The organism is Streptomyces luteosporeus, from assembly GCF_039532865.1.
Lineage (GTDB): Bacteria > Actinomycetota > Actinomycetes > Streptomycetales > Streptomycetaceae > Streptomyces > Streptomyces luteosporeus.
The window spans coordinates 74,557-93,514 of record NZ_BAAASL010000015.1 but is presented as its reverse complement, the minus strand read 5'-3'; the positions used below and the strand labels follow the sequence as shown (position 1 = coordinate 93,514).

Below are 18,958 nucleotides of genomic sequence, written 5' to 3'. Positions count from 1 at the left end.
ATGATGGAAATCGACTGGGGAAACCCCGGCTTCATTCGCCTGTACGGTCTCGTCTTCGCTCTCGCCGCCGTCTTCACCATGGTCCAGTGGCTGATATCGGTGGTGAAGCGGGTCGTGCGCGGTGCGCCCATCGCCCAGGCCGCTATGGAGAATGTCGGCTACCTGCTGATGTCCGTGGCCGTTGCGGCGTTCATGCCGCTGGCCGTGGCTTACACGGTCGATTTCATCGACAGCGCGGCAGCGAAGATTCTGGATGACTACCTCGCCCAGCTATTCGTCGGTGGCACGCTCGTCTTCAATGCAATGGGCGCGCTCTTGCTTCTGTTGCCCGGGGTCGGGGTGGTCATTGCTATTCCGATCGGCTTCATGATTCTGCTGGCGGTGTTCGGCCTGTGGGTCATGCTGGTGGTCCGCAACGCGCTGATCCTGCTCGGGCTCATCTTCGGTCCGTTGGTCTTCGCCGGTCTGGTCGACAAGGACCTGTGGGGGCACACCCGCAAGTGGGTCGGGATCATGGGCGGAATCATCGCGAGCAAGCTGTGCATCTACCTGGCCCTCGCCCTTGCAGGCGCCCTGCTGGGCGGCGTCGGCGACAGCCTCGACCGCATAACTCTCCCGCAGGCCATCGGCACCTGCCTCACCTTCATGGCGCTGTTGTTCATCGCCCTGTTCATGCCCTTCCAGATCGCGAAGTGGCTGCCCTTCGTCGGTGACGAGATCCAGGCCATGGCCCACGTCAAGGATGAGGCGGGCCAGCGCGCCAAGGCGGCGAAGGCGAAGCAGGACGACATGAAGGCCAAGGCCGCGTCCAAGAAAGCTGGCGGTGGAGGCGGTGGAGGCGGCACCGGTGCCGCTATGGGCATGGCGGCCAAGGCCGCACCGCCTGTCGCTATTGCGTCGGCTGTCAAGGAAGTCGGCGACCAGGTCCGTGACCAAGCCATCCAGGCCGCCAAGGACGGCGCCAACAACGCCTCCGGAGACGGTGGAGGCGGCGGCCAGCAGGGCGGTGGTCAGCAAGGCGGCTCCGGCAGGGGCAAGGGCCCTGGTGGGCTGGGCGGCAGTCCGCGTGGCGGCGGCCGCGGCGGATCCGGCGGCGGTGGTGGCGGGGGCGGAGCCCGCCGGCCGGCACCCGCTCCACCCCCGCGTTCCAGCGCTCCCAGCTCCAAGCCGGGGGGCGCCCCCCGGCCACCGGCCCGGCAGGGCGGTGGAGCCCCCACGTCACCGGCGCGGCAGGGCGGTGGGGCTCCCCCGCCACCGGCCCCCGCTCCTCCGCCCCCACCGCGACCGGCGCGGCAGGGCGGTGGGGCTCCCCCGCCACCGGCCCCCGCTCCTCCGCCCCCACCGCCACCGACTCCCGCTCCTCCGCCCCCGCCGCCCGCGAGCTAGCGGCAGCTCTCCCCCTCCCCTTCACGCATTGAGAAAGGAGTCGCGATGGACCGCGTCTTCAGCTTCCCCCGACCGCGGCCGCGCGGTCTGCTGGGGCGTCGCTTCGAGCTGGACGAGCAGCTGGTGTTGCTCGGCGGGATCGTCCTGGCCGTCGGCCTGCTGGCAGGCCTGCCCGGGATCCCTCTGAAGATCATCGGAGCGCTCGGGGCTGCCGGAACGTGCATCTACGTCACGATGGTCCCCTACCAGGGCCGCACGTTCCTGCGATGGTACGAGATCCGCCGCTCGCACCGCCGGCTGCTGCGCGACGGCAAGCTCCTGTACAAGTCGACGGCCCCGCTGGCCGGGCGCCGCCGGGACGGTACACCCCTGCCGGTGGCCCAGCCGGCGGGCGTGCCCGCCTCCCTGGAGTGGATCACGGCGAAGACGGCGTACGGCGACATCGCCGTCCTGCTCCAGCCCACCGAGGGCATGTTCGTGACCTGCATCGAGGTCGAAGGGGCGAAGAACTTCGGCGGGTTGGACAGCGCAGACAAGGAAGTGCTGATCTCCGCCTACGAGTACCTGCTCAAGGAGACCGCAGAGAGCGGCGGTCGCATCGAGTACGTGCAGTGGCTGGCACGATTGCTGCCCACCGACCCCAACGCGCACGCCCACGACGCCGCCGCGCGCCGGGATCCGGCCGCCCCGTCCTGGCTGAGCGACTCCTACGACCAGTTGGTCGACATGGTCTCGGTCCGCGCCGAGGACCGCAGGCTGTTCCTGGTGCTGGGCATCCCCTACACCCAGGAACTGTCGGCCGAGGCCCTCACCTACAAGACCCTGCACGACGGGTACGGCGAGGTCCTCGGCAAGGAGATCGAGCAGTTCATCCGCGGGTTGGGCGGCGCGCAGCTGCGCTGGGTGCGCAACCTCGACGAACCCGCGCTCGCCTCGCTGATCCACCACGCCTACGCGCCGGACCACTGGATCAACGACACCCGGGGCATGGACCGCGCGAGCTGCTGGCCGGCCGAGATGGACGCGCGGGAGCCCACCCGCATGGCGGCCCGCAGCTGGGAGGGCGCGGATCCCTGGTACACGAGCACCGCGTGGATCAAGCAGTTCCCTGTGTTGCCGGTCGGTATCAACTTCATGGCTCCGTTGCTGCTGTATGTCTCCGACGTGATCCTGACGGTCGGGGTGACGATGCGGCTCCTGCCCGCCGACAAGGCCCTCGAGGACGCCATGGCGGACGTCACCAACGAGGCCGGCCAGGCCGACAACCGCCCCGGGAAGATCGCCGACCCGCGCGAAGAACGTGAGCTGGGCGCGTCCGCCTCCACCATGTACGACCTCGCCAACGGCGCGGCCGGCGTGCGGCTGACCGGGTGGGTCACCGTCACCGCGCCTGACCCCGAGCTGCTCGTCCAGCACCGCAACACGGTGCGGGCAGCCGCGGTCAAGAGCCAGCTGGCGCTGGAGTGGTGCGACTCCGAGCAGTACCGCGCCTTCGCCAACACCCTGCCCATGGTCACCGGACTGCTGAAGGACTGAGGCGACGCCATGTTCGAACTCATACGCCGCCAGTCCCAGACCAGGCGGCGCGCCCTGCGCACCACCACCGCCACCGCGTCCGGGCTCTACCCTGCGGTCGGCGCCCCGTCCTCGGACCCGAGGGGCGTGATTATCGGCCGGGAGATCTACTCGGGCAAGGCATACATCTACGACCCGTTCATCCTCTATGACCCCTCCGCCCGTGAACGTCTTCCCAGTGGTCACGCCCTCGTGCTCGGCAAGTCCGGGTTCGGCAAGTCCTCGCTCGAAAAGTGCTACGTGCTGCGGCAGTTGCGCTTCCGTGACCGCTCATTCTGCATCCTTGACGCGCAGGGTGAGGACGGGGTGGGTGAGTGGGACAGCATCGCCCGCGCCCTCGGCGTCACCCCGATCCGTCTGGTCTACGGCGGTGAGGACGGCGAGGGGGTGCGGCTCAACCCGCTGGATCCGCGGATTCCCTCCCAGCACCAGTTCAAGATCCTCTGCTCGATGGTGGAGATCATCGGCGGGCCGCTGAGCAGCGAGAGCGAGTTCTCCCTCTCGGTCGCCCACGCGGCCGCGCAGGTGCGGGCCGCGGCCGAGGGCCGGGTCGCGGTGCTGTCCGACATCCACGACGCGCTGACCAACCCTGAGCCGGCCATGCTCGGCCGGCGCCAGGTCGGTATTGAAAACATGGTCGAGTGGGGCCAGTCGGCCAGCCTCGCGATGGACCAACTGTGCGGCCCGTCCCGGGACTTGGCCGGATTGTTCAACGGCCCCACCACGCCCGGGATCGACCTGGACGCGCGGCTCATCGTCTTCGACCTCACGCGCCTGCCGCGGGAGGGCGAGGCTATGCCGCTGCTGATGAGCGTGATCGGCCCGTGGCTGCGCTACGCGTGGATCAAGCCTGGCGACAGCGTCAAGCGCACCTTGATCGTCGAAGAGGCGTGGCACATCCTATCCCACCGGCCCGTGGCCAGGCTCTTCGAGGAATTTGTCCGGTACGGACGGCGTCTCGGCCTCTCCTTCTGGGCGATCTTGCACCATCTCGGCGACCTGATGGTCGAGGAGGCCCCCGAGGCGGCGGCGATCTTGAAACTGACCGCCACCCGGGTGCTCTATCACATGGACAAGGCCGAGGCCGACATCACGGCGGACTACCTGCAACTGCCCGACTGGGCGCGTGAGGCGCTGGTCGACAGCGCCAGCCGCTGCTCTCCGGGACGAGCCGTGTGGCAGGTGGGCAACCGGATGCATCTGGTGGAGCACATCCGCAGCGCGACCGAGTCGGAGTTGACCAATACCAACCGCAAGATGACCGAGGCCGCCTCCGAGAGCCAGGCGCCCGTGGCACCGCTCATCTCGATGCGAAAGAGCGCCGCCTGATGACCCTCTGGAGCCTCACCGCCCGCGCACCGGCCCGGCACGCCGTGGCTCTGTCCGTCCCGCCGCTCGCCCGCCCCTGTACGGCAGCGGCGCTCCGCAGGGGCCACGCGGCCGCCCTTGCCTCGATAGCCACTGGTGGGGGTGCTCGGTAGTGGCCAAAGTCGTCACCCCGCACTCGGGCAACCGCCTGCACGTCTACAAGGACGCCTGGTGGATCGCCCTGTGCATCACCGCAGTTGCTCTCACCCTCTGGACGTGGGTGGCCGCCGTCCTCTCCGGCCTGGTCGCGCACGCCTCGCCCGCGATGGTGTCGTGGAACGAGACAGCGGCCGCCATCCCCGCGCTGATGAGCAACCCCCTGCATCCGCAGGACGCCTACCCAGCCGGATCCGGCGTGGGCGGGCCGTTTGCCTTCTACCCGCCGTTTCTCGCCGCTGCGGCCGGCACCTGCTGGGGCGCCCGCGCCGGATGGCAGCGCTGGCGTACGACGCGGGACGAGGGAACCGACGGCCTGGCCACGACCGCTCAGTTGCAGGAGGCCATGGGCGAGGCCAAGGCCCTGTCCCGGCTCGGGGCCCTGCGCCCGAGCCTGGCCACACCGCGTCCCTCCCTCGACAAGGCAGCCGCACCGTCCAAGGCGCTGCCGTGGCGCTCCAGCGCACCGCCGCGGGTGACCGACGTGCCGGTGAGCGAAGTCGCTGTGTTCTGCGGCACCGCGATCCCGACCGGCGTGAAGCTGTATATCCCGTTCGAGGAAACCGTCCTGATCGTGGCCCCTCCCCGAGAGGGCAAGACGAGTCAGCTGATCATGCCGTGGATCCTCGACTTCCCCGGCAGTGTGCTCGCCACCTCCTCCAAGACCGACGTCCTGTACGCGACGGCCAAGAGCCGTGAGAAGCACGGGCCGGTCATGGTGCTTGACCCGACGGGCCTGTCCAACTGGCCGCTGCAACTGCAGTGGGCCATCACGGACGGCTGCGAGGACTTCACCGTCGCCCGCAAGCGCGCCGAGACCCTCGCCGGCACCGCAAAGTCTGACGAAGGCACCAAAAACGGTGGATACTTCGTCATGAATGCCCAGATGCTGATGACGTGCTGGCTGCACGCGGCCGCGCTCGACGGGCTGAGCGGCATGGACATCCTGCGCTGGGCCACCGCTCCCACCGAGCGGCAGCCGGTGGACATCCTGGCCGCCCACGGCCAGGAGAACCTCGCCCGGGCCCTGGCCGCCCAGCACGCAGCGGCGCCCGAGGAGCGATCGGCGAGCTGGCGCACCGCCGAGCAGTCCATCCTCGCGTTGTACGACCAGAAGGTTGCCGCCATCTTCGGCAAGTCCGCGCGCGACGAGAACAACTTCTCCATCACGAAGTGGCTCACCGAGGGCGGCACCGTCTTCCTCATCGGCGAAGAGGACGAGGGCAGCTCGCTCGCGCCCATCCTGGCGGCGTTCTCACGGGCCATCCTCGACACCGCCAAGGTCATCGCAGCCCGGATGCCCAACGGCCGCCTCGACCCGCCGTTCGCACTGCTCGGCGACGAGTTGGCCAACGTGGCTCCGCTGCCGCAGATCCCGAGCCTGATGTCGGTCTCCGGCTCGCAGAACATCTTCATGGTCGCCGTGTTGCAGAACCTCGCCCAGGCACACGAGAGATGGGGGGAGTTGGGCGTCCGCAAGATGTTCGCGGCCGCCACCATCAAGGTCATCTTGGGTGGTGTCTCGGACGAGCAGGAGCTCAAGACCTACTCCCAGCTCGCCGGCGAGTTCGAAGAGGACACCGAATCCATCAGCGATGACGGAGACCGCGCCTCCATCAGCATCTCCACCCGCCGCCGGGCCGTCCTCGAGCCCGGCGACATCCGGCAGATCAAGGAACGCGAGGGCCTGGTCGTGCACCGGCGTACCCCCGTCACACGGGTCAAGTTCGAGCGGATCCACGAAGGCCCGCGCGCCAAGGAGATCAGCGAAGCCACCAAGGAAGCCCTGAAGAAGGTGAACAGCCATGTCGCCAGCCGATGAATGGTCCACGTTCGTCCTGCAGACCAGGAATGGCAGATTGGTCAGCCTCGCGCGACACATCCCCAACCCGGCGGTAGGCGTACCGCCCACTGCCGCGCGGCCCTATCAGAAGGGCGACGATCCCTTCGCACCTCTCCTCGATGCCATGGAGGCAGTCAACGGCGAGCACTGCGACCTGCACAACCGCCTGCTACGTCTCGAAGAGGCAGGCGGGGATACTCCCGCACCACAACTGCTTCAGGACAACGCCCCGCTCGGCCCGCTCTTCGACGTCCTGGAGTCCATCAACGGCGAGCTCATCGGCTTCGACGCACGCCTGGTCCGACTCGAAGACACCGTGTTCCAGCCCCAGCTCCTCCCCCGTTCCCCGCGATTGGTGAACTCACCATCTGCCGCCGCGACCGTGCGCGCGGCGCGGGACCGCCTGGTGCGAAAGGCGGTGTCACGTGCCTGATCCGCTCGGCCCGCTCTTCGACGCGCTGGAGTCCATCAACGGCGAGCTCACCGGCTTCGCCGCACGCCTGGCCCGGCTTGAGGACGCCGGAGCCGTGCGGGGTGCCACGAAGCAGAGCGCCTCCGGCGAGGAAGGCGGCAGTGACAGTGCTCGCGCCCGCGGCGCGCCCGTCGTGTGGCACAAGGTCAAGGAGGAGGAGCGCGCCGAGCTGTGGACCGAGTTCACCGCGTGGGTCATCCGCATGGCCGACACCTATGAGCTGACCACCGAGCAGCTTCCGCATGCCTGCTGGTGGGAGCACGGTGCCGTCGTGGCCGAACTGACTGCGTTGTGGACCGGCTGGGAGTCGGCCTTCGGCAACGAGGAGGACGCGGCGGCCGGCCCCTACCTGTGGCACGACGCCTGGGCGCGCGGGATCGAACGGATCGGGCGCTCGTGGCTCGGCGAGTGCACCAACGGCTACCACCAGACCAAGTCGCGCACCGTCTGGGGAACCGATCCCGCCTACCGCAAGAAGATCATCGAGGCCGGTCCACCCGGCGCGGGGAACAGTGGTCCCGCCACACCTAAGGCTGCATAGCCCAGCGGCCCCGAGGTCAACTGCCACCGCCAGCGTCCACCAACTCCCCCGGGGCCGGAACGATCGGACACTGTTGGTATGTGGCTGATCCCTTGTGCGTGACGTCGGCCTTCATCACCTGGTTGTGGTGGTGAAGGCCGACGGTGCGTTTCGGGAGGGTGTCGCGGTGTCGTTGCGGGAGCCCGGATTGCGTGAGATTCCGGCGGAGACGGAGCAGGTGGCTCGGACGGTGTCTCCGCACGGCACACCGGCGATGCAGCTGCGCGATGAGTTCGCGGACGTCTTCTCCGGTGAGACGTCCGCCCCTCTGTTCCCGCGGCGGGGCCGTCCTGCTGTGCCTCCGAGGGGGTTGGCACTGGTCACGGTGTTGCAGTTCGCTGAAGGGCTGTCGAATCGACAGGCCGCTGCCGCGGTGCGGGTGAGGATCGACCTGAAGTAGGCCCTCGGGCTGGAGCTGACCGAGACTGGCTTCGACTACTCGGTGCTCAGCGAGCTCCGAGCCCGCCTGGTGCAGGGGCAGATGGCCGATGAGCTCTTCTCGCGCCGCGCAGACGCGCCCGTGCGGCACTGCGCAGTTCAGCTCGCTGCGTGGCCGAATAGCTCGCAGATGATCCCGTAGACCGCGGTCGCGTCCTGGACAGTCCGGCCTCGGGCCATCAGTGCGCGGCGCGCGGCGTCACGCGCTCTGGGCTGCTCAGGGCTGATCGACAGGGCCTCGGCCACGGCTCCTTCGAGCGCCCGCAAGTGCTGGAGACGGCGTTCCGTCGGGCGCGCCGCCACCGTCACGGGCCCGCGCGTCAGCTCCGCGGTGGCGGCAGGCCGCGCGCTCGACGCCGGCGTGGTCGGCGGCAGTGGAGTCACCGGATCGCTCTCACCTGTGGGAGGGGCATCCGCTGGGGGCCGGGGCGCCGCCAAGACCAGCAGGGTGCACAGGTCGAAGAGGCTCGCGGGCCCGAATCCGCGATTCGACAGGCGCTGGAGCGCGCCGCGCCCCTCCCCGAAGGTCTGCGGCGAGCCGGGCGTCGTGTGGTTGATCAGGTCGTCCGCGATGGCTTTGAGTTCCGCCCAGTACGCGGCGGATCGGAACGAGGGCCTCGGAGAGGGAGCGGCGGCCATGGCCACAAGTTAGCTGCCTCCGCCCTCATCTGTACCCCGGGGAGGTCGCGATCGGTCCCTTATGCGGCGCTGCTCGCGACGTGGGGCAACGGTCGATCATGCTGCTTCTGGGCGGCGCGGCGCATGATGGCGGCATTCTGGCGCATGACGAAGAGGCGTACGCGTTCTTCCAGGACGTCGTAGCTCTCTCCCTTAGTCATCTGCCCGTTGGCGTGATCTCGGTAGAGGTAGACGACGTCGGGGACGACGAGACCGGCTGCCCTCGCAGTAATGGATGCCGTATACACATAGTCTTCACCCTGGATGAATCCGCCGTGTCCGCCCACTTCGACGGCGTAGTCCGTTTCCACCATCAAGGCGGTGTGCCCGAGCGGAACCGGCTGCTGGGGGGAGTCCACGAAGGTCCAGACCGCGCCGGGTTCATGCCAGCCCATCGGGACGGGGCTCGGGCGCAGTTCACTGGTTCCGTCGATGCGAAGGTTGTGGATCTGGCCGGCGACCCAGGCCGCCCCGCTTGTCTCCAGGTACCGCAGTCGCGTGGAGATGGACGTGCTGGGCAAAACGTCATCATCATCGCAAAAGATCACCTTAGGGGCCTCGACCACGCCCAGAGCAAGGTTGCGGGTCATCGCCGCTCCGCACTTCGGCAGGGCCAGGACCTTCACTCTCGGATCCTGCGCGATCTGCTCCGGGACGTCGCGCGGATCACCACCGTCCAGCGACAGGATCCACTGCCAGGCGCTGCCGGTCTGGCGCACCAGGCTCTCGTGGAGCGCGATCAGATACGGGAGCCGCTCGGGGAGCAGCCGGGTGGGAGTAATGACGGCGGCCTGAGGAGTGGTCGAGGGCATGGGTCCTCCGGAGTCGGTAGGTGGATCGGCTGGGCTGGGTCTATGCCGCTCGGATGCCCCGGGCGGCCGGGGAGGGGTTCGGGTGGGTGACTGCGCCGGCCTGGCCGGGGCGCTGCGACCAGGGACCGATCACGGACGAAGTGGTCAGTGCGATCAGGTAGAGATACTGAGGAAGGGCTGCGTGGAAGGCCGCGAGGCGCTCGGAGTCATGCAGCACATGGGCCGGGGGTGCGCTTGCCACCACCCGGGCCAGCGCGCTCGTCGCCTGCGGGGCCGCGCTCTCCGGCCCGCACCAGCGCACGGCGAGCAGCTGGCCGGTGTCCTCCGCGCACCGCACGGGCGTGACGCCAGGACCCTGGTTCTGCCACTGCGGCACGGCATCGACCACAACCAGCGGGAAGAAGACGCCTCTGCCGTAGTTTCCGGTCTGGATCTCTTCGGGAATCATGTACCGCTCCTCGTGCTGTGGGCTGGCGTGGCCTGCGTCCTCGGGGACGGTGGTGGCGGCACGGCAGAGGGCCAGGGCTGCCGGGCCCTGTCGGACGCACCGGCAGCAGTGAGCGGCCCGGCCGGACCAACGTCGAGGTCGTTGCCGTCCGCAGCCGACTCGTGGACACGGGAGCGGCCGGGGGTAGCGAGGTTGAAGCGGAGAATGGCCCACCTGAACAGCACGTAGTAGATCGCCGCATACCCGGCAGCGATCGGCAGCAGCAGGAGCGGCCGGGTCGCTATGGAGAAATTGAGGCCGAAGTCGAGTGCGCCGGCGGAAAACACGAAGCCGTCCTTGATACCCAGGGCGTTGACGAGGGCGAGACTGGTCCCGGTAAGCACGGCATGGGCGATGTACAACGGCCAACAAGTGAAGGCGAACAGGAGCTCAATGGGCTCGGTGACACCGAAGCAGAAGGACATGAGGGCCGCGATGCCCAGGAGTTGACCGGTGCGCTTGCACTGCTCGGGCAGGGCGGTGCGCCACATGGCGATCGCGGCCGCCGGCAGCGCCCCGAGGGCTATCGGGTAGAAGCCGGTCGTGAACGAACCCGCGGCCGGATCGTGAGCCACCAGGAATCGCGGGATGTCACCGCGTACCCCGTTGGAGGATTCACCCGCGACGAACCACATGATCGCATTGGGAATCGTGTGGAGGCCGACCGGAAGCAAAGATCGATTGAGTACACCGAACACCCCGCCCCCGACGACTGCCTGCGCGGTCAGTTGCTTGGCCAGCCAGACGAGCCCCTCGTTGACCGCTGGGAAGGCGAGGCCCAGTGCCGAGCCGAGAACGAGCGCGACGACGATGATCACGGCGTGGGCCGCGAAGGCCGGGAGCTTTCGCGCGGCTAGTCTCCGCCAGAGCAGCGCCGCCAAAATCCCCGCCAGGATCCCGGTCAGCGCTCCGTACGGCTGCTGACTCGGAGGGGTGCCCAGCCGGTTGGATGGCAGCGGGTTGAGCTGGAGGCACGCGTGGCTGATGGCGAGATAGGCGATGATCGCGGCCAGCACGGCGTGGGGGTCGCGTTCGCGCTGCAAGCCGAAGACCGCGCCCACGGCAAAGAGGAGCGGGAGATTGCCGAGCACGGCTCCACCCACGGCCGAGACGACAGCCGCAGCCGGGGCGACCGCGGCGACACCTCCCAGGAGGTCCTCTTGCCCGATCCGCAGCAGGAGTCCGGCGGCGGGAAGGGTGGCGACCGGGAGGGCGAGCCCTTCTCCCAGCCTGCGCAGCAATCCCGCCTTGCTGCTCGTGCGGGCGGGCCTGCGCCAGCGTCCCTTCACAGGCCCCTGCGGCTCGGCCGGGCCCGCCTTGCGCAACGCTGCCAGGGTCATCGCGCCCCGCCCCGCCCGTTGGGGGCCGTCCGCTCCCGGAGAGGCAGGGACAGGATGTCTTCGAGGCGGGCAGGCACAGATTCCTCCGAAGCAGCACGGGTCCGCGACGTGTTGGGCATCAGGGCATCGGGAAGCCCACGCTGAACGAGACCTCTCAGGCCCGCAATGCGCCATCTCCGTGCGCGGGACCCTCCGAAGGAAGGGCGTCAGGGCCAGGAACACCTCTCGCTCCTTCGCTCCCGCCAGGCGGTTCTTGGCCACGTTGCCCGCGCCCGCGGACGCCCCCGGGCCGGGCGGCGGAACGACACCACCACCGCGCCGAGGACCGTTCGGAACCGGACTAGACCGCTCTGGGCTGCTCCCTGTCATTGCGCCCCGTGTCTCTCCCGCCCGAGGCGGCGGCCATGGCTGCGCCTGCTGGCTGGGCAGGAAGACGCCACCGGCTCAACGCCGACGTCCGATCGGTGCCGGACTGACGGAACACTTGTAGCAGCCTCCCTGTCGTTGCGCTCCGAGCTCCCGGCCCACCGAAGGACGGCGGACGTTCGACATCGACCGCGGCCTGGCCAGCAGCCGGGCACCTATTGCGGATGCGCGGAGCGGAATGCAATGCCCGGTGTGGAAACCAGCCTCCGATGCTGCCGGGCTGCTCGTCCCGCGGGCCGGTCTCCGCCTCTCCCTGAGGCCCGCCCTCACCTCTACCGTCCACCGTCATGGCCGAGCCACTCACCGGTGCCGTCCACGAGCGGATCATCGAGACGTCCCACTTCCAGCCCGGCGACGATGTCCACGTCATCGGGTCCGTCATTGACGCCCGCCGCTTCGAGCGGCCGTACATCGTCTACCAGGTCCGCGAAGGCACAGGGACCCACGCCAGCGGGGAGCCTGCGCTCCTCCTTCACGATCGCGGGACCACACTGAGAGCACCGGCCCGATATCTGATCCACCTGAACAACTGCCCCCAGTGTGCCGTCTTCGAGGCCGAGCTCCGCGAGGAGATCACCACTGCCGACTACGGCGACACGGCGCCACATGCCGTGATGCTGATGGCCCGCTCCGCCGACGGCCAACTGCTCCATATCCTGGATGTCCTGCGCATTCAGAACGAACTCGGATACTGAGCAACGCTACGCCAGCCGCAGAGGGGGCCGTCCGCGCCGGTGACGACACGGAGCGAACCTTGCTGGGCGTCCGCCGAAGAGGTGGGCTGGACCCCGATACTCGCTGAGTTCGGGGAGCCGCAGGTAGCGGGTGAGCGCGACCAAAGTGCTGCACCCTGGCGACCCGCGTCGCGTAGCCGCCGAGAGGTGCGTCGACGAGGCGATTCAGGCGTGCAGGACGGCGCACAGCCGCAGCTCAACCTCAACTTCGATGTCGGCTCTCGGTGAAGCCATGTTTCCAGAAGGCTCCCTGACCGGGCGCCGTTTCCATCCCGCCGATTGGGACGAGCAACGTCCTGCCGCCGACGAGGAGGCCGCGGGCTCCCGCGCTACGGCTTGCCGGCAGGAAGAGGTCCTGCTGCGGGCGGCCGAAGATCACATCGCAACCGGCTGAAATGGCCTCCGGCGGCAGTGAGAGCGCCGTCGGCTACCCGTTCGAGAGGCGCGGCCACTTCCCGCCGTTCGCCCGGGCTCAGAGAACTCCGTTCAAGACAGCCGAGGGAACGCCGGGTGGGGTGCGGGACCAAAGCGTGGGGGCTTCGGCGTGGACAGCACCCAGGCGCTGTCGCAGGGCGGGGTCGCTGATCACAGCGAGCGCTTGGGGGTGGTCGTCCGCGGTGGCGACGAGCAGTGCGCGCTGCTCGTCCAGGTAGGGGGCCAGGAAGCGGTGTACGTCGCTGCTGAGCTGGAGCAGGACACGGGCGGTGTAGATCATGGCGAGGGGAAGACCCAGCAGGCATAGAGGAAGTGGAGGAAGCCGAATGCGGGCGTTTCGTCTTGCGCCGCGGGGAGTAGAAGGTCGCCTTCTCGCTGATCTCGCAGTTCGTGGCGATCAGGGCGTCATTGAGCCAGTTGTGGCCGGCTTCGTGGACCAGGTCGCAGGATGCGATTCGGAGGACACCGACCGGGCGCCGTTCACGCGAGGGCACCGGTAGCGCGGCCGGCCTGCCGGACATCCATCGGTAGTGAACAGCTGTGGACTCGGGGCCCGCTACCCGGCTTCGCCCAGGTTGATGGAGTGGGCCACGACGAAGGCGGCGGTGTCCATCACGGTCTGCTCGACAGCCAGCGCGCGCTTCTGCGCGTCCCACACGGTCACGCGGGAGTCGAGAACGAAGCGTCCGACGGGGATGTCAAGAAGGTCGCAGTCTTCACCGGAGGGAGCTCTGCCTCGGGTCTCCACGACCCCCTCCGCGGGAGAAAGCCCGAGGTCGGACAGCAAGACGGTCAACCGGCGCGGGGAGGCGTCGCCCTTGGCCGCGCAGGTCGCGGGGACCAACTCGGCAGGAACGAACGTGCGCGTCAGCATCACGGGCCGGCCCTGGACGGAGAACCGTGCCGTCCAGGTCAGGGCTGTCTGCTCCGTGCCGAGCCCCAGTACGGATGCGACTCCGGCAGGCGGCTGCTCGGCGGTGACACCGATCAGGTCGATGTCGAAGGCTCGGAGCTCGCCCGCGGCCCAGGCGCCTGCCCTGCCCGGGGGCTCGGCCGGATCACGACATGGCTTGTACCTGATCGCCAGCGGGGTCTGCGCGTACACGCCGGATCCGCGCCGTCCGATGGCGTGCCCGTCGTTCTTGAGGAGGTCGACGGCACGGTTGATGGTCCGGCTCGACACCCCGAAGTTCGCAGCGAGCCCATCCTCGCTGGGCAGTCGCTCGCCGTCCGCGTAGACGCCCTGCGCGATGTCCGACCGGAGCTGGTCAGCGATGTCCACAAACACGCGCTGCGCGCTCGACGCGTCAGTCATACCGCTCCTCCCAGCTCTCCCATCAGACCCTGATCGTACGGGGCGGAACGGCGTGTGCTGAAGCCAGACCAGCAGCTCCTTACGGAACATCTTGTCTTCCTTACGGAACTTCTGCTTAGCTGTGGTCGGCACCGAGCAGCCCAGCACCCATGGACTGCACGTCTGCTGCCTCAGCTCGCGTGGTGCGCCTGCACATCCAGGCGCACCACGGGGCTGAAGCGGCAGTCGCGGTTCCCCGCCTGCAGCGCCACCCGCCCCACGAGCAGACGGAATGCGGCACCACGCAAGCAGGCGGCTGCACCACTACGTCGGACGGCCTGCGGATGTCCCGCGGCACCTCCGACAACGTCCAACAACTGCACAGCGCGATCCACCACACGCACGACAGCCGTGACCACGCCAGCGAGAGCCGTGGTGCGCCGGTTAGGCCAGTGGAGACCAGCCAGCCGAAAAGGGGCACACGCTCACGAGGTACCGCGCAACCGGCTCAAAAGGACGATGCGACCGGCCGGCACCTGCCGCCAACCGCACCCCACGTGCACCCGCACGACCCACTCACCAGGTCCGACGCCTGCCCGCGCCGGACTCCACCCGACAGCAAGCAACCTGTGGAGGTACGCCATGGACTGGCGACACAACGCGGTATGCCGCGAAGAAGACCCCGAACTGTTCTTCCCTGTCGGCAACACCGGTCCAGCGCTGCTGCAGATCGAGGAAGCCAAGGCCGCCTGTCGCCGCTGCCCCGTCATGGAGCAGTGCCTGCAGTGGGCCCTCGAGTTCGGTCAGGACTCCGGCGTCTGGGGCGGTCACAGCGAGGACGAGCGCCGCGCAATGAAGCGCCGCGCCGCCCGCAACCGAGCCCGCCCGGCCTCGGCCTGAGAGGACAGCGCCCGCCCTAAGCGGCAGACGTCCGCTGCCCCGGACAGCCAGGCGCCGTGCCCGACCCCGAGGAAGGCGGGGTCGGGCCCGGCCCCGGCCGCCCGGATCGGCGAGCCATCCCTGCAAGGAAGCACACCACCCGGACGACCGGCGCGGACCGGTGAGGACACACCGGTCCACCGCCACGCAACGACCAGAACCAGTCTGGAGGACGCAGCAATGAAGAACCATATCGCCGTCGTTTCCCGATGGATGGGCCGCATCCGACAGGCCGCCACGGGCGCTCCGCTGGCCCGGCACAGCCGCGCGCAGATCAAGCGCCCCAGCGACGGCGACCTCAGCGCATGGGACTGGGACACCTACTTCAACTCCGGCAACTGCCCGGGGCCGGAACCTCGCGGACGGGTCGCTCCGCCGCGGGCTCCTCGTCTGCGGCTGCTCCGGGAAATGAACTGGGACGCCTACTTCAACAGCGGAAGTGTGCCGAGCCCGAGCCCCGCGCCGCAGGCTCGGGACTTCCCGCGCCGTGGGCGCCCCGCGCCTTCCACCCTCCGGGAGCCGGTCGGCCACCTAACCCCACCTGCGAGGTCGGGACGCCGTGCCCAGCACATCACGCCCCGACATCGCTTCCGTTTCCCCAACTGCCTTGCGTGGGCGCGCCACTGATAATTTCTCGCCGCTCCTCGATCACGGGCGCCGTGACGTCTGACGACCCGAAGAAGGCCACGCGCCCCGGACCGCCCTGTCGAGCATCGCGGCAGCAGTCCGGCCCGGTGTCCGAGGAGAGCGCCGACCGTCTCCGACGCCTGACAAGCCGAACTGGACGCGCCGCATGACAACTGACGCACAGCCGGACAGCGACCACGTACGCGAGCTGGTCGACGCACTCCGGGAGCAGGCCGGGGTCCCGGCCGACGAGCCGTACCGCATCCCCGGGGCGCACTTCACCCCGCCGAAACCAACCCCCACCCCGCAATCGCGCTGAGAGTGATCCGCACCATGGCCCCCGCCACCCCAACCACAACCAAGACCCCGCCGCCTGCCGTACGGGGCGTGGCCGCCGAAGACGCCGACAAGGCGCGGAAGGCGATCGCTGATCTGGAACGGATCGAACGCCTGGTGACCACGGTCCTGGTGATTCTGGGTGTCGGGGGCCTCATCTTCTCCGCCGTGAATGTGACCGTGTTCGCAAATGAACACCACGTCCACTGGGCCATTGCATGGATGCTCGACCCCCTGGTGTCGGTGTCGTTGCTGGCGGCCCTGTTCATCGACGGGAAACTGTCCTCCCACGGCTACCGCCCCGGCGGCTGGCCCTTCGCGCTGCGCTGGTTCGCCGGACTCGCCACATGGCTCATGAACTGTTGGGGGTCGCTGTACCCAGACGCGGTATTCACCGGGTGGCCCGACCGCCCAGACCCGGCCGGCCTCCTCCTCCACTCCGTCATCCCCGTCCTGGTCATCTTCCTGGCCGAGGCGGGGGCCGGGTACCGGAAGTTTGCGGTGGGGAGGAAGTCCGTCCACCTGAACACGCTGAGTGATTGGAAGGACCAAGAGGAAGCGCGCCGAAAGGCCGACGCTGACGAGGCCCGGCGGCGCGCGGAAGCCGAGCGCGCGGACAAGGAAGCGGAGCGCAAGCGCACCGCGGATCTGGCCGCGGAGGAGAAACGCGCGGCCATCGAAGCCCAGAAAGCGCGGGACCTGGCGGAAGCGGAGGCGCGGAAGATCCGCGCCGAGTCCGAGGCGGAAGCGCGGCGCGCGGCCCAGGCCCGCGCGGACGCGGAAGCGCGGAGGAAGGCCGACGCGGAAGACGAGGAGCGGCGCAGAATCGCGGCGGCCGAACAAGCGCGCCTGGAGACGGAAGCGCGGGAGCAACAGGCCCGGATCGACGCCGAAAACGCGGAGCGCGCCGCACGGCTCGCTTCGGAGGCGAAGGCCCACGAAGCGGACCTGGAGCGGCAGCGGATCCTGGCAGAAGCCCAGGCCACGGCGATGCGGACCCAGGCGGAAGCCGCCGCGGAAGCGGAGCGGCTCCGGGCACAGGCGCAGATCAAGGCCGACGGAGAGGCGCGGGAAGAGCGCCGCAAGGCCGCGGAAGCGCGGCGCGCGGCGGCTACAGAAGCAACCGCGATTCTGTCCGCGGAAACGTCCGGGAAGACGCGGAAGCTCTCCGCGGTTCCGCAGGCTCGCACCGCGGAATCGGACGACGTCCGGGGCGCGGAAGCGAAACGGAAGCAGATTGAGGCAGCGACTTTCGAGGCCGCGGTTCTGGTCCTCCTGGACGCCGCACCGACCCGGAAGGACTTCGCCGCGGGGTACGGCCGCGGGGAAACCTGGGGTCGCGATCGGTACGCCGACGCCGACAAGGCCATGGCCGAAGACGCGGACTTCGCGGCCCGCGTCCTGGCCGAAGCGGAGCGCCGCACAGCCCCCGCCACTGCTCACTCAGCGTATCCAGTAGGCCGCCAGTAGGTGGTAGTGGGCGGCGGTAGTCCGGTCATCCCCTGCCCTCGGCGCCCCCAGGGGACCCCCCGGAGGAGATCAGCTACCGCCGCCGGCCACGACCCCTTGGAGAACCGCGCATCCGGCCCTCCGCCCGATGTGAGCGTCCGCTCCCTTTGCGCCACCCACACGTTCAGTACGCCCCCCAGAGAACACGGAGTGCTTCCCCATGCTGCGGCGCCTCCTCGCCTTCTCCCGCTTCGACCATGCAGACCAGCCGCGCACGGTGACGTACTACGGCGCGCGCACCCCGGCGATCGACCCCCGATCCATCCCGACCGGCTTCGCCCACGAGTCCGTCGACCTCCGCCAGGTGGTCGGGGACCTTCTGCCCGCTGGCTTGGACTGGGTGCCGCGCCAACCGCCCCTGACCGTGATCGAAGGCGGCGACCCCAGGGTGCCGGGCCCCGACGAGATACTGGCGCGCGCCTCGATGGTCCGCGCGATCGCGCGGTGGGGGGTGCGCGCGGCATGAGCACCGATCAGGTCGAAGCTGCGGCCCCTACGGTCGGCGAGGCACCGGAGACGGAGTCGACGAGGGGTCCAGTCCGCGAGGTCAACGACTTCCTGGCGGACCTGGACAACGTCCTGGCGACGTCGACCGCGCCGTCGATCCCGGCCCCGGCCGCCGAGCCAGACCCGCCACCCGACGCCGCGGCGACCATGCCCGACGTCCACCTGGACCTGTGGCCGGTAGAACCGGCGCCCGCCCCCGTCGCGGCACCGGTCCCGGCCCGGTCGGCAAAGGACTGGTGGACCGACGTCTATCAGGACGACGCTGCAGACCAGGACACCTTCACCGGCAACGTCCCGGCGCGGAGCCCCGCCCCGGTGGTGATGGCGCCCCTGTCGAAGGACGCCGCTGCCCCGGCCCAGCCGGTTGCCGCAGAGGACAGCGCCGCCGATGAGGACGGCGGCGACCACGACGAGACGCCCGAGCCGAAGAGGATCTGGGCCTGGTGGAAGAAGGACCAGACCGTCCGGTATGAGAGCGACGAGCCCGACGGCGAAGAGGCCCCGGCGCCAGCCGCAACGGGTGGCCGGTTCGCGGCCGCGGTCAAGAACGCCGGCCCGGTCATCACGGGCACCGCGAATGGCGGCGGTCTGGTCGACAACCCCCGGGGCCGCCAAGTCGTCTTCGCCGGGACCGCATACGCCGCGGGCTGGGGTCTGCACCTGGACGACTGGGTCACCGGCCTGATGGCCCACGCGGACCAGTACGCCACACCCGTGGCTGGCTGCGCCCTGGGCCTTGGGGCCTTGGGCTTGGCCACGCGGTCGAAGTGGGGCGGTGTCCTCTTCGTCTCCTCCCTGGGCCTGATCACGGTCCTGCAGATGGCCCGGCCCGCCTGGGTCGTCGGCGGCGGCGTCGCCCTGGGCCTCCAGGTCGCCTACCGCACGGTCCGCGGCTGGGTCGGCCACTACGGCGAGAAGTGGCCCTGGAAGGGCGTCATCTGGGCCGCCCACGTTCCCGCCGCCACGGCCACCGTGGCGTTCCTCCTGTTCGGTACTAACTGAGATGAGAAGGCAGA

Annotated in this window: 18 protein-coding genes and 1 pseudogene; 14 read left to right on the top strand and 5 right to left on the bottom strand. The window is 69.5% G+C overall.

Going from position 1 to position 18,958, the window contains the following annotated elements:
• The 7 genes and pseudogenes from ABD361_RS20285 to ABD361_RS30710 form a co-directional block, all read left to right on the top strand.
• On the top strand, nt 1-1,386 hold the full coding sequence (locus tag ABD361_RS20285; protein WP_344436805.1) for a hypothetical protein: 1,386 nt from the start codon (nt 1-3) through the stop codon (nt 1,384-1,386).
• 45 nt (nt 1,387-1,431) lie between these two features.
• Complete coding sequence (locus ABD361_RS20280) at nt 1,432-2,922, top strand: SCO6880 family protein (RefSeq protein ID WP_344436804.1); 1,491 nt, start codon at nt 1,432-1,434, stop codon at nt 2,920-2,922.
• Between the two features lie 9 nt (nt 2,923-2,931).
• Nucleotides 2,932-4,290: an ATP/GTP-binding protein gene (locus ABD361_RS20275; RefSeq protein WP_344436802.1), complete on the top strand. Its 1,359-nt coding sequence runs from the start codon at nt 2,932-2,934 to the stop codon at nt 4,288-4,290.
• Nucleotides 4,291-4,441: 151 nt separating this feature from the next.
• The gene (locus tag ABD361_RS20270) at nt 4,442-6,307 is read left to right on the top strand and encodes a type IV secretory system conjugative DNA transfer family protein (RefSeq protein WP_344436801.1); all 1,866 of its coding nucleotides are present in this window, start codon (nt 4,442-4,444) and stop codon (nt 6,305-6,307) included.
• A complete protein-coding gene (locus ABD361_RS20265; protein ID WP_344436800.1) occupies nt 6,291-6,761 on the top strand; it encodes a hypothetical protein in 471 nt (156 codons plus the stop codon). The genes ABD361_RS20270 and ABD361_RS20265 overlap by 17 nt, the downstream gene beginning before the upstream one ends.
• The gene (locus tag ABD361_RS20260) at nt 6,754-7,341 is read left to right on the top strand and encodes a hypothetical protein (RefSeq protein WP_344436799.1); all 588 of its coding nucleotides are present in this window, start codon (nt 6,754-6,756) and stop codon (nt 7,339-7,341) included. Before ABD361_RS20265 ends, ABD361_RS20260 begins: the two co-directional genes overlap by 8 nt.
• Before the next feature lie 166 nt (nt 7,342-7,507).
• Nucleotides 7,508-7,866 (top strand): annotated as a pseudogene (locus tag ABD361_RS30710) (transposase); the annotation flags it as partial.
• A 51-nt stretch (nt 7,867-7,917) separates the two neighbouring features.
• On the opposite strand, the gene ABD361_RS20250 reads toward ABD361_RS30710, so the two are convergent.
• From ABD361_RS20250 to ABD361_RS20235, 4 genes are read right to left on the bottom strand one after another with little or no spacing between them, the layout of a single operon-like run.
• On the bottom strand, nt 7,918-8,457 hold the full coding sequence (locus ABD361_RS20250) for a hypothetical protein (RefSeq protein ID WP_344436798.1): 540 nt from the start codon (nt 8,455-8,457) through the stop codon (nt 7,918-7,920).
• A gap of 59 nt (nt 8,458-8,516) precedes the next feature.
• Nucleotides 8,517-9,308 (bottom strand): glycosyltransferase family 2 protein, encoded by a 792-nt coding sequence (locus ABD361_RS20245; RefSeq protein ID WP_344436796.1) that lies wholly within the window; start codon nt 9,306-9,308, stop codon nt 8,517-8,519.
• A gap of 40 nt (nt 9,309-9,348) precedes the next feature.
• Nucleotides 9,349-9,756, bottom strand: a complete 408-nt coding sequence (locus ABD361_RS20240) for a hypothetical protein (RefSeq protein ID WP_344436795.1) — start codon at nt 9,754-9,756, stop codon at nt 9,349-9,351.
• Nucleotides 9,753-11,135, bottom strand: a complete 1,383-nt coding sequence (locus ABD361_RS20235; RefSeq protein ID WP_344436794.1) for a PTS transporter subunit EIIC — start codon at nt 11,133-11,135, stop codon at nt 9,753-9,755. Before ABD361_RS20235 ends, ABD361_RS20240 begins: the two co-directional genes overlap by 4 nt.
• A 713-nt stretch (nt 11,136-11,848) precedes the next feature.
• Between ABD361_RS20235 and ABD361_RS20230 the strand changes: the two genes are divergently transcribed.
• Together ABD361_RS20230 and ABD361_RS20225 are read left to right on the top strand one after the other, a co-directional pair.
• Nucleotides 11,849-12,256, top strand: a complete 408-nt coding sequence (locus ABD361_RS20230; RefSeq protein ID WP_344436793.1) for a hypothetical protein — start codon at nt 11,849-11,851, stop codon at nt 12,254-12,256.
• Nucleotides 12,257-12,839: 583 nt separating this feature from the next.
• Complete coding sequence (locus ABD361_RS20225) at nt 12,840-13,037, top strand: hypothetical protein (RefSeq protein ID WP_344436792.1); 198 nt, start codon at nt 12,840-12,842, stop codon at nt 13,035-13,037.
• A 249-nt stretch (nt 13,038-13,286) separates the two neighbouring features.
• Here ABD361_RS20225 and ABD361_RS20220 read toward each other — a convergent pair whose 3' ends face one another.
• The gene (locus tag ABD361_RS20220) at nt 13,287-14,045 is read right to left on the bottom strand and encodes a GntR family transcriptional regulator (protein WP_344436791.1); all 759 of its coding nucleotides are present in this window, start codon (nt 14,043-14,045) and stop codon (nt 13,287-13,289) included.
• Nucleotides 14,046-14,666: 621 nt separating this feature from the next.
• On the opposite strand from ABD361_RS20220, the gene ABD361_RS20215 reads away from it, so the two are divergent.
• The 5 genes from ABD361_RS20215 to ABD361_RS20195 all read left to right on the top strand — a co-directional run bounded on the left by ABD361_RS20215 (nt 14,667) and on the right by ABD361_RS20195 (nt 18,944).
• On the top strand, nt 14,667-14,924 hold the full coding sequence (locus tag ABD361_RS20215; RefSeq protein ID WP_344436790.1) for a WhiB family transcriptional regulator: 258 nt from the start codon (nt 14,667-14,669) through the stop codon (nt 14,922-14,924).
• 832 nt (nt 14,925-15,756) lie between these two features.
• Nucleotides 15,757-15,909, top strand: coding sequence for a hypothetical protein (locus ABD361_RS20210; RefSeq protein WP_344436789.1), 153 nt, complete (start codon nt 15,757-15,759; stop codon nt 15,907-15,909).
• A gap of 68 nt (nt 15,910-15,977) precedes the next feature.
• Entirely contained in the window at nt 15,978-17,396 is a 1,419-nt protein-coding gene (locus ABD361_RS20205) for a hypothetical protein (protein WP_344436788.1), read from the top strand.
• A 199-nt stretch (nt 17,397-17,595) separates the two neighbouring features.
• Nucleotides 17,596-17,901: a hypothetical protein gene (locus tag ABD361_RS20200; RefSeq protein WP_344436786.1), complete on the top strand. Its 306-nt coding sequence runs from the start codon at nt 17,596-17,598 to the stop codon at nt 17,899-17,901.
• Nucleotides 17,898-18,944 (top strand): hypothetical protein, encoded by a 1,047-nt coding sequence (locus ABD361_RS20195; protein ID WP_344436785.1) that lies wholly within the window; start codon nt 17,898-17,900, stop codon nt 18,942-18,944. Before ABD361_RS20200 ends, ABD361_RS20195 begins: the two co-directional genes overlap by 4 nt.
• Nucleotides 18,945-18,958 lie beyond the last annotated feature (14 nt).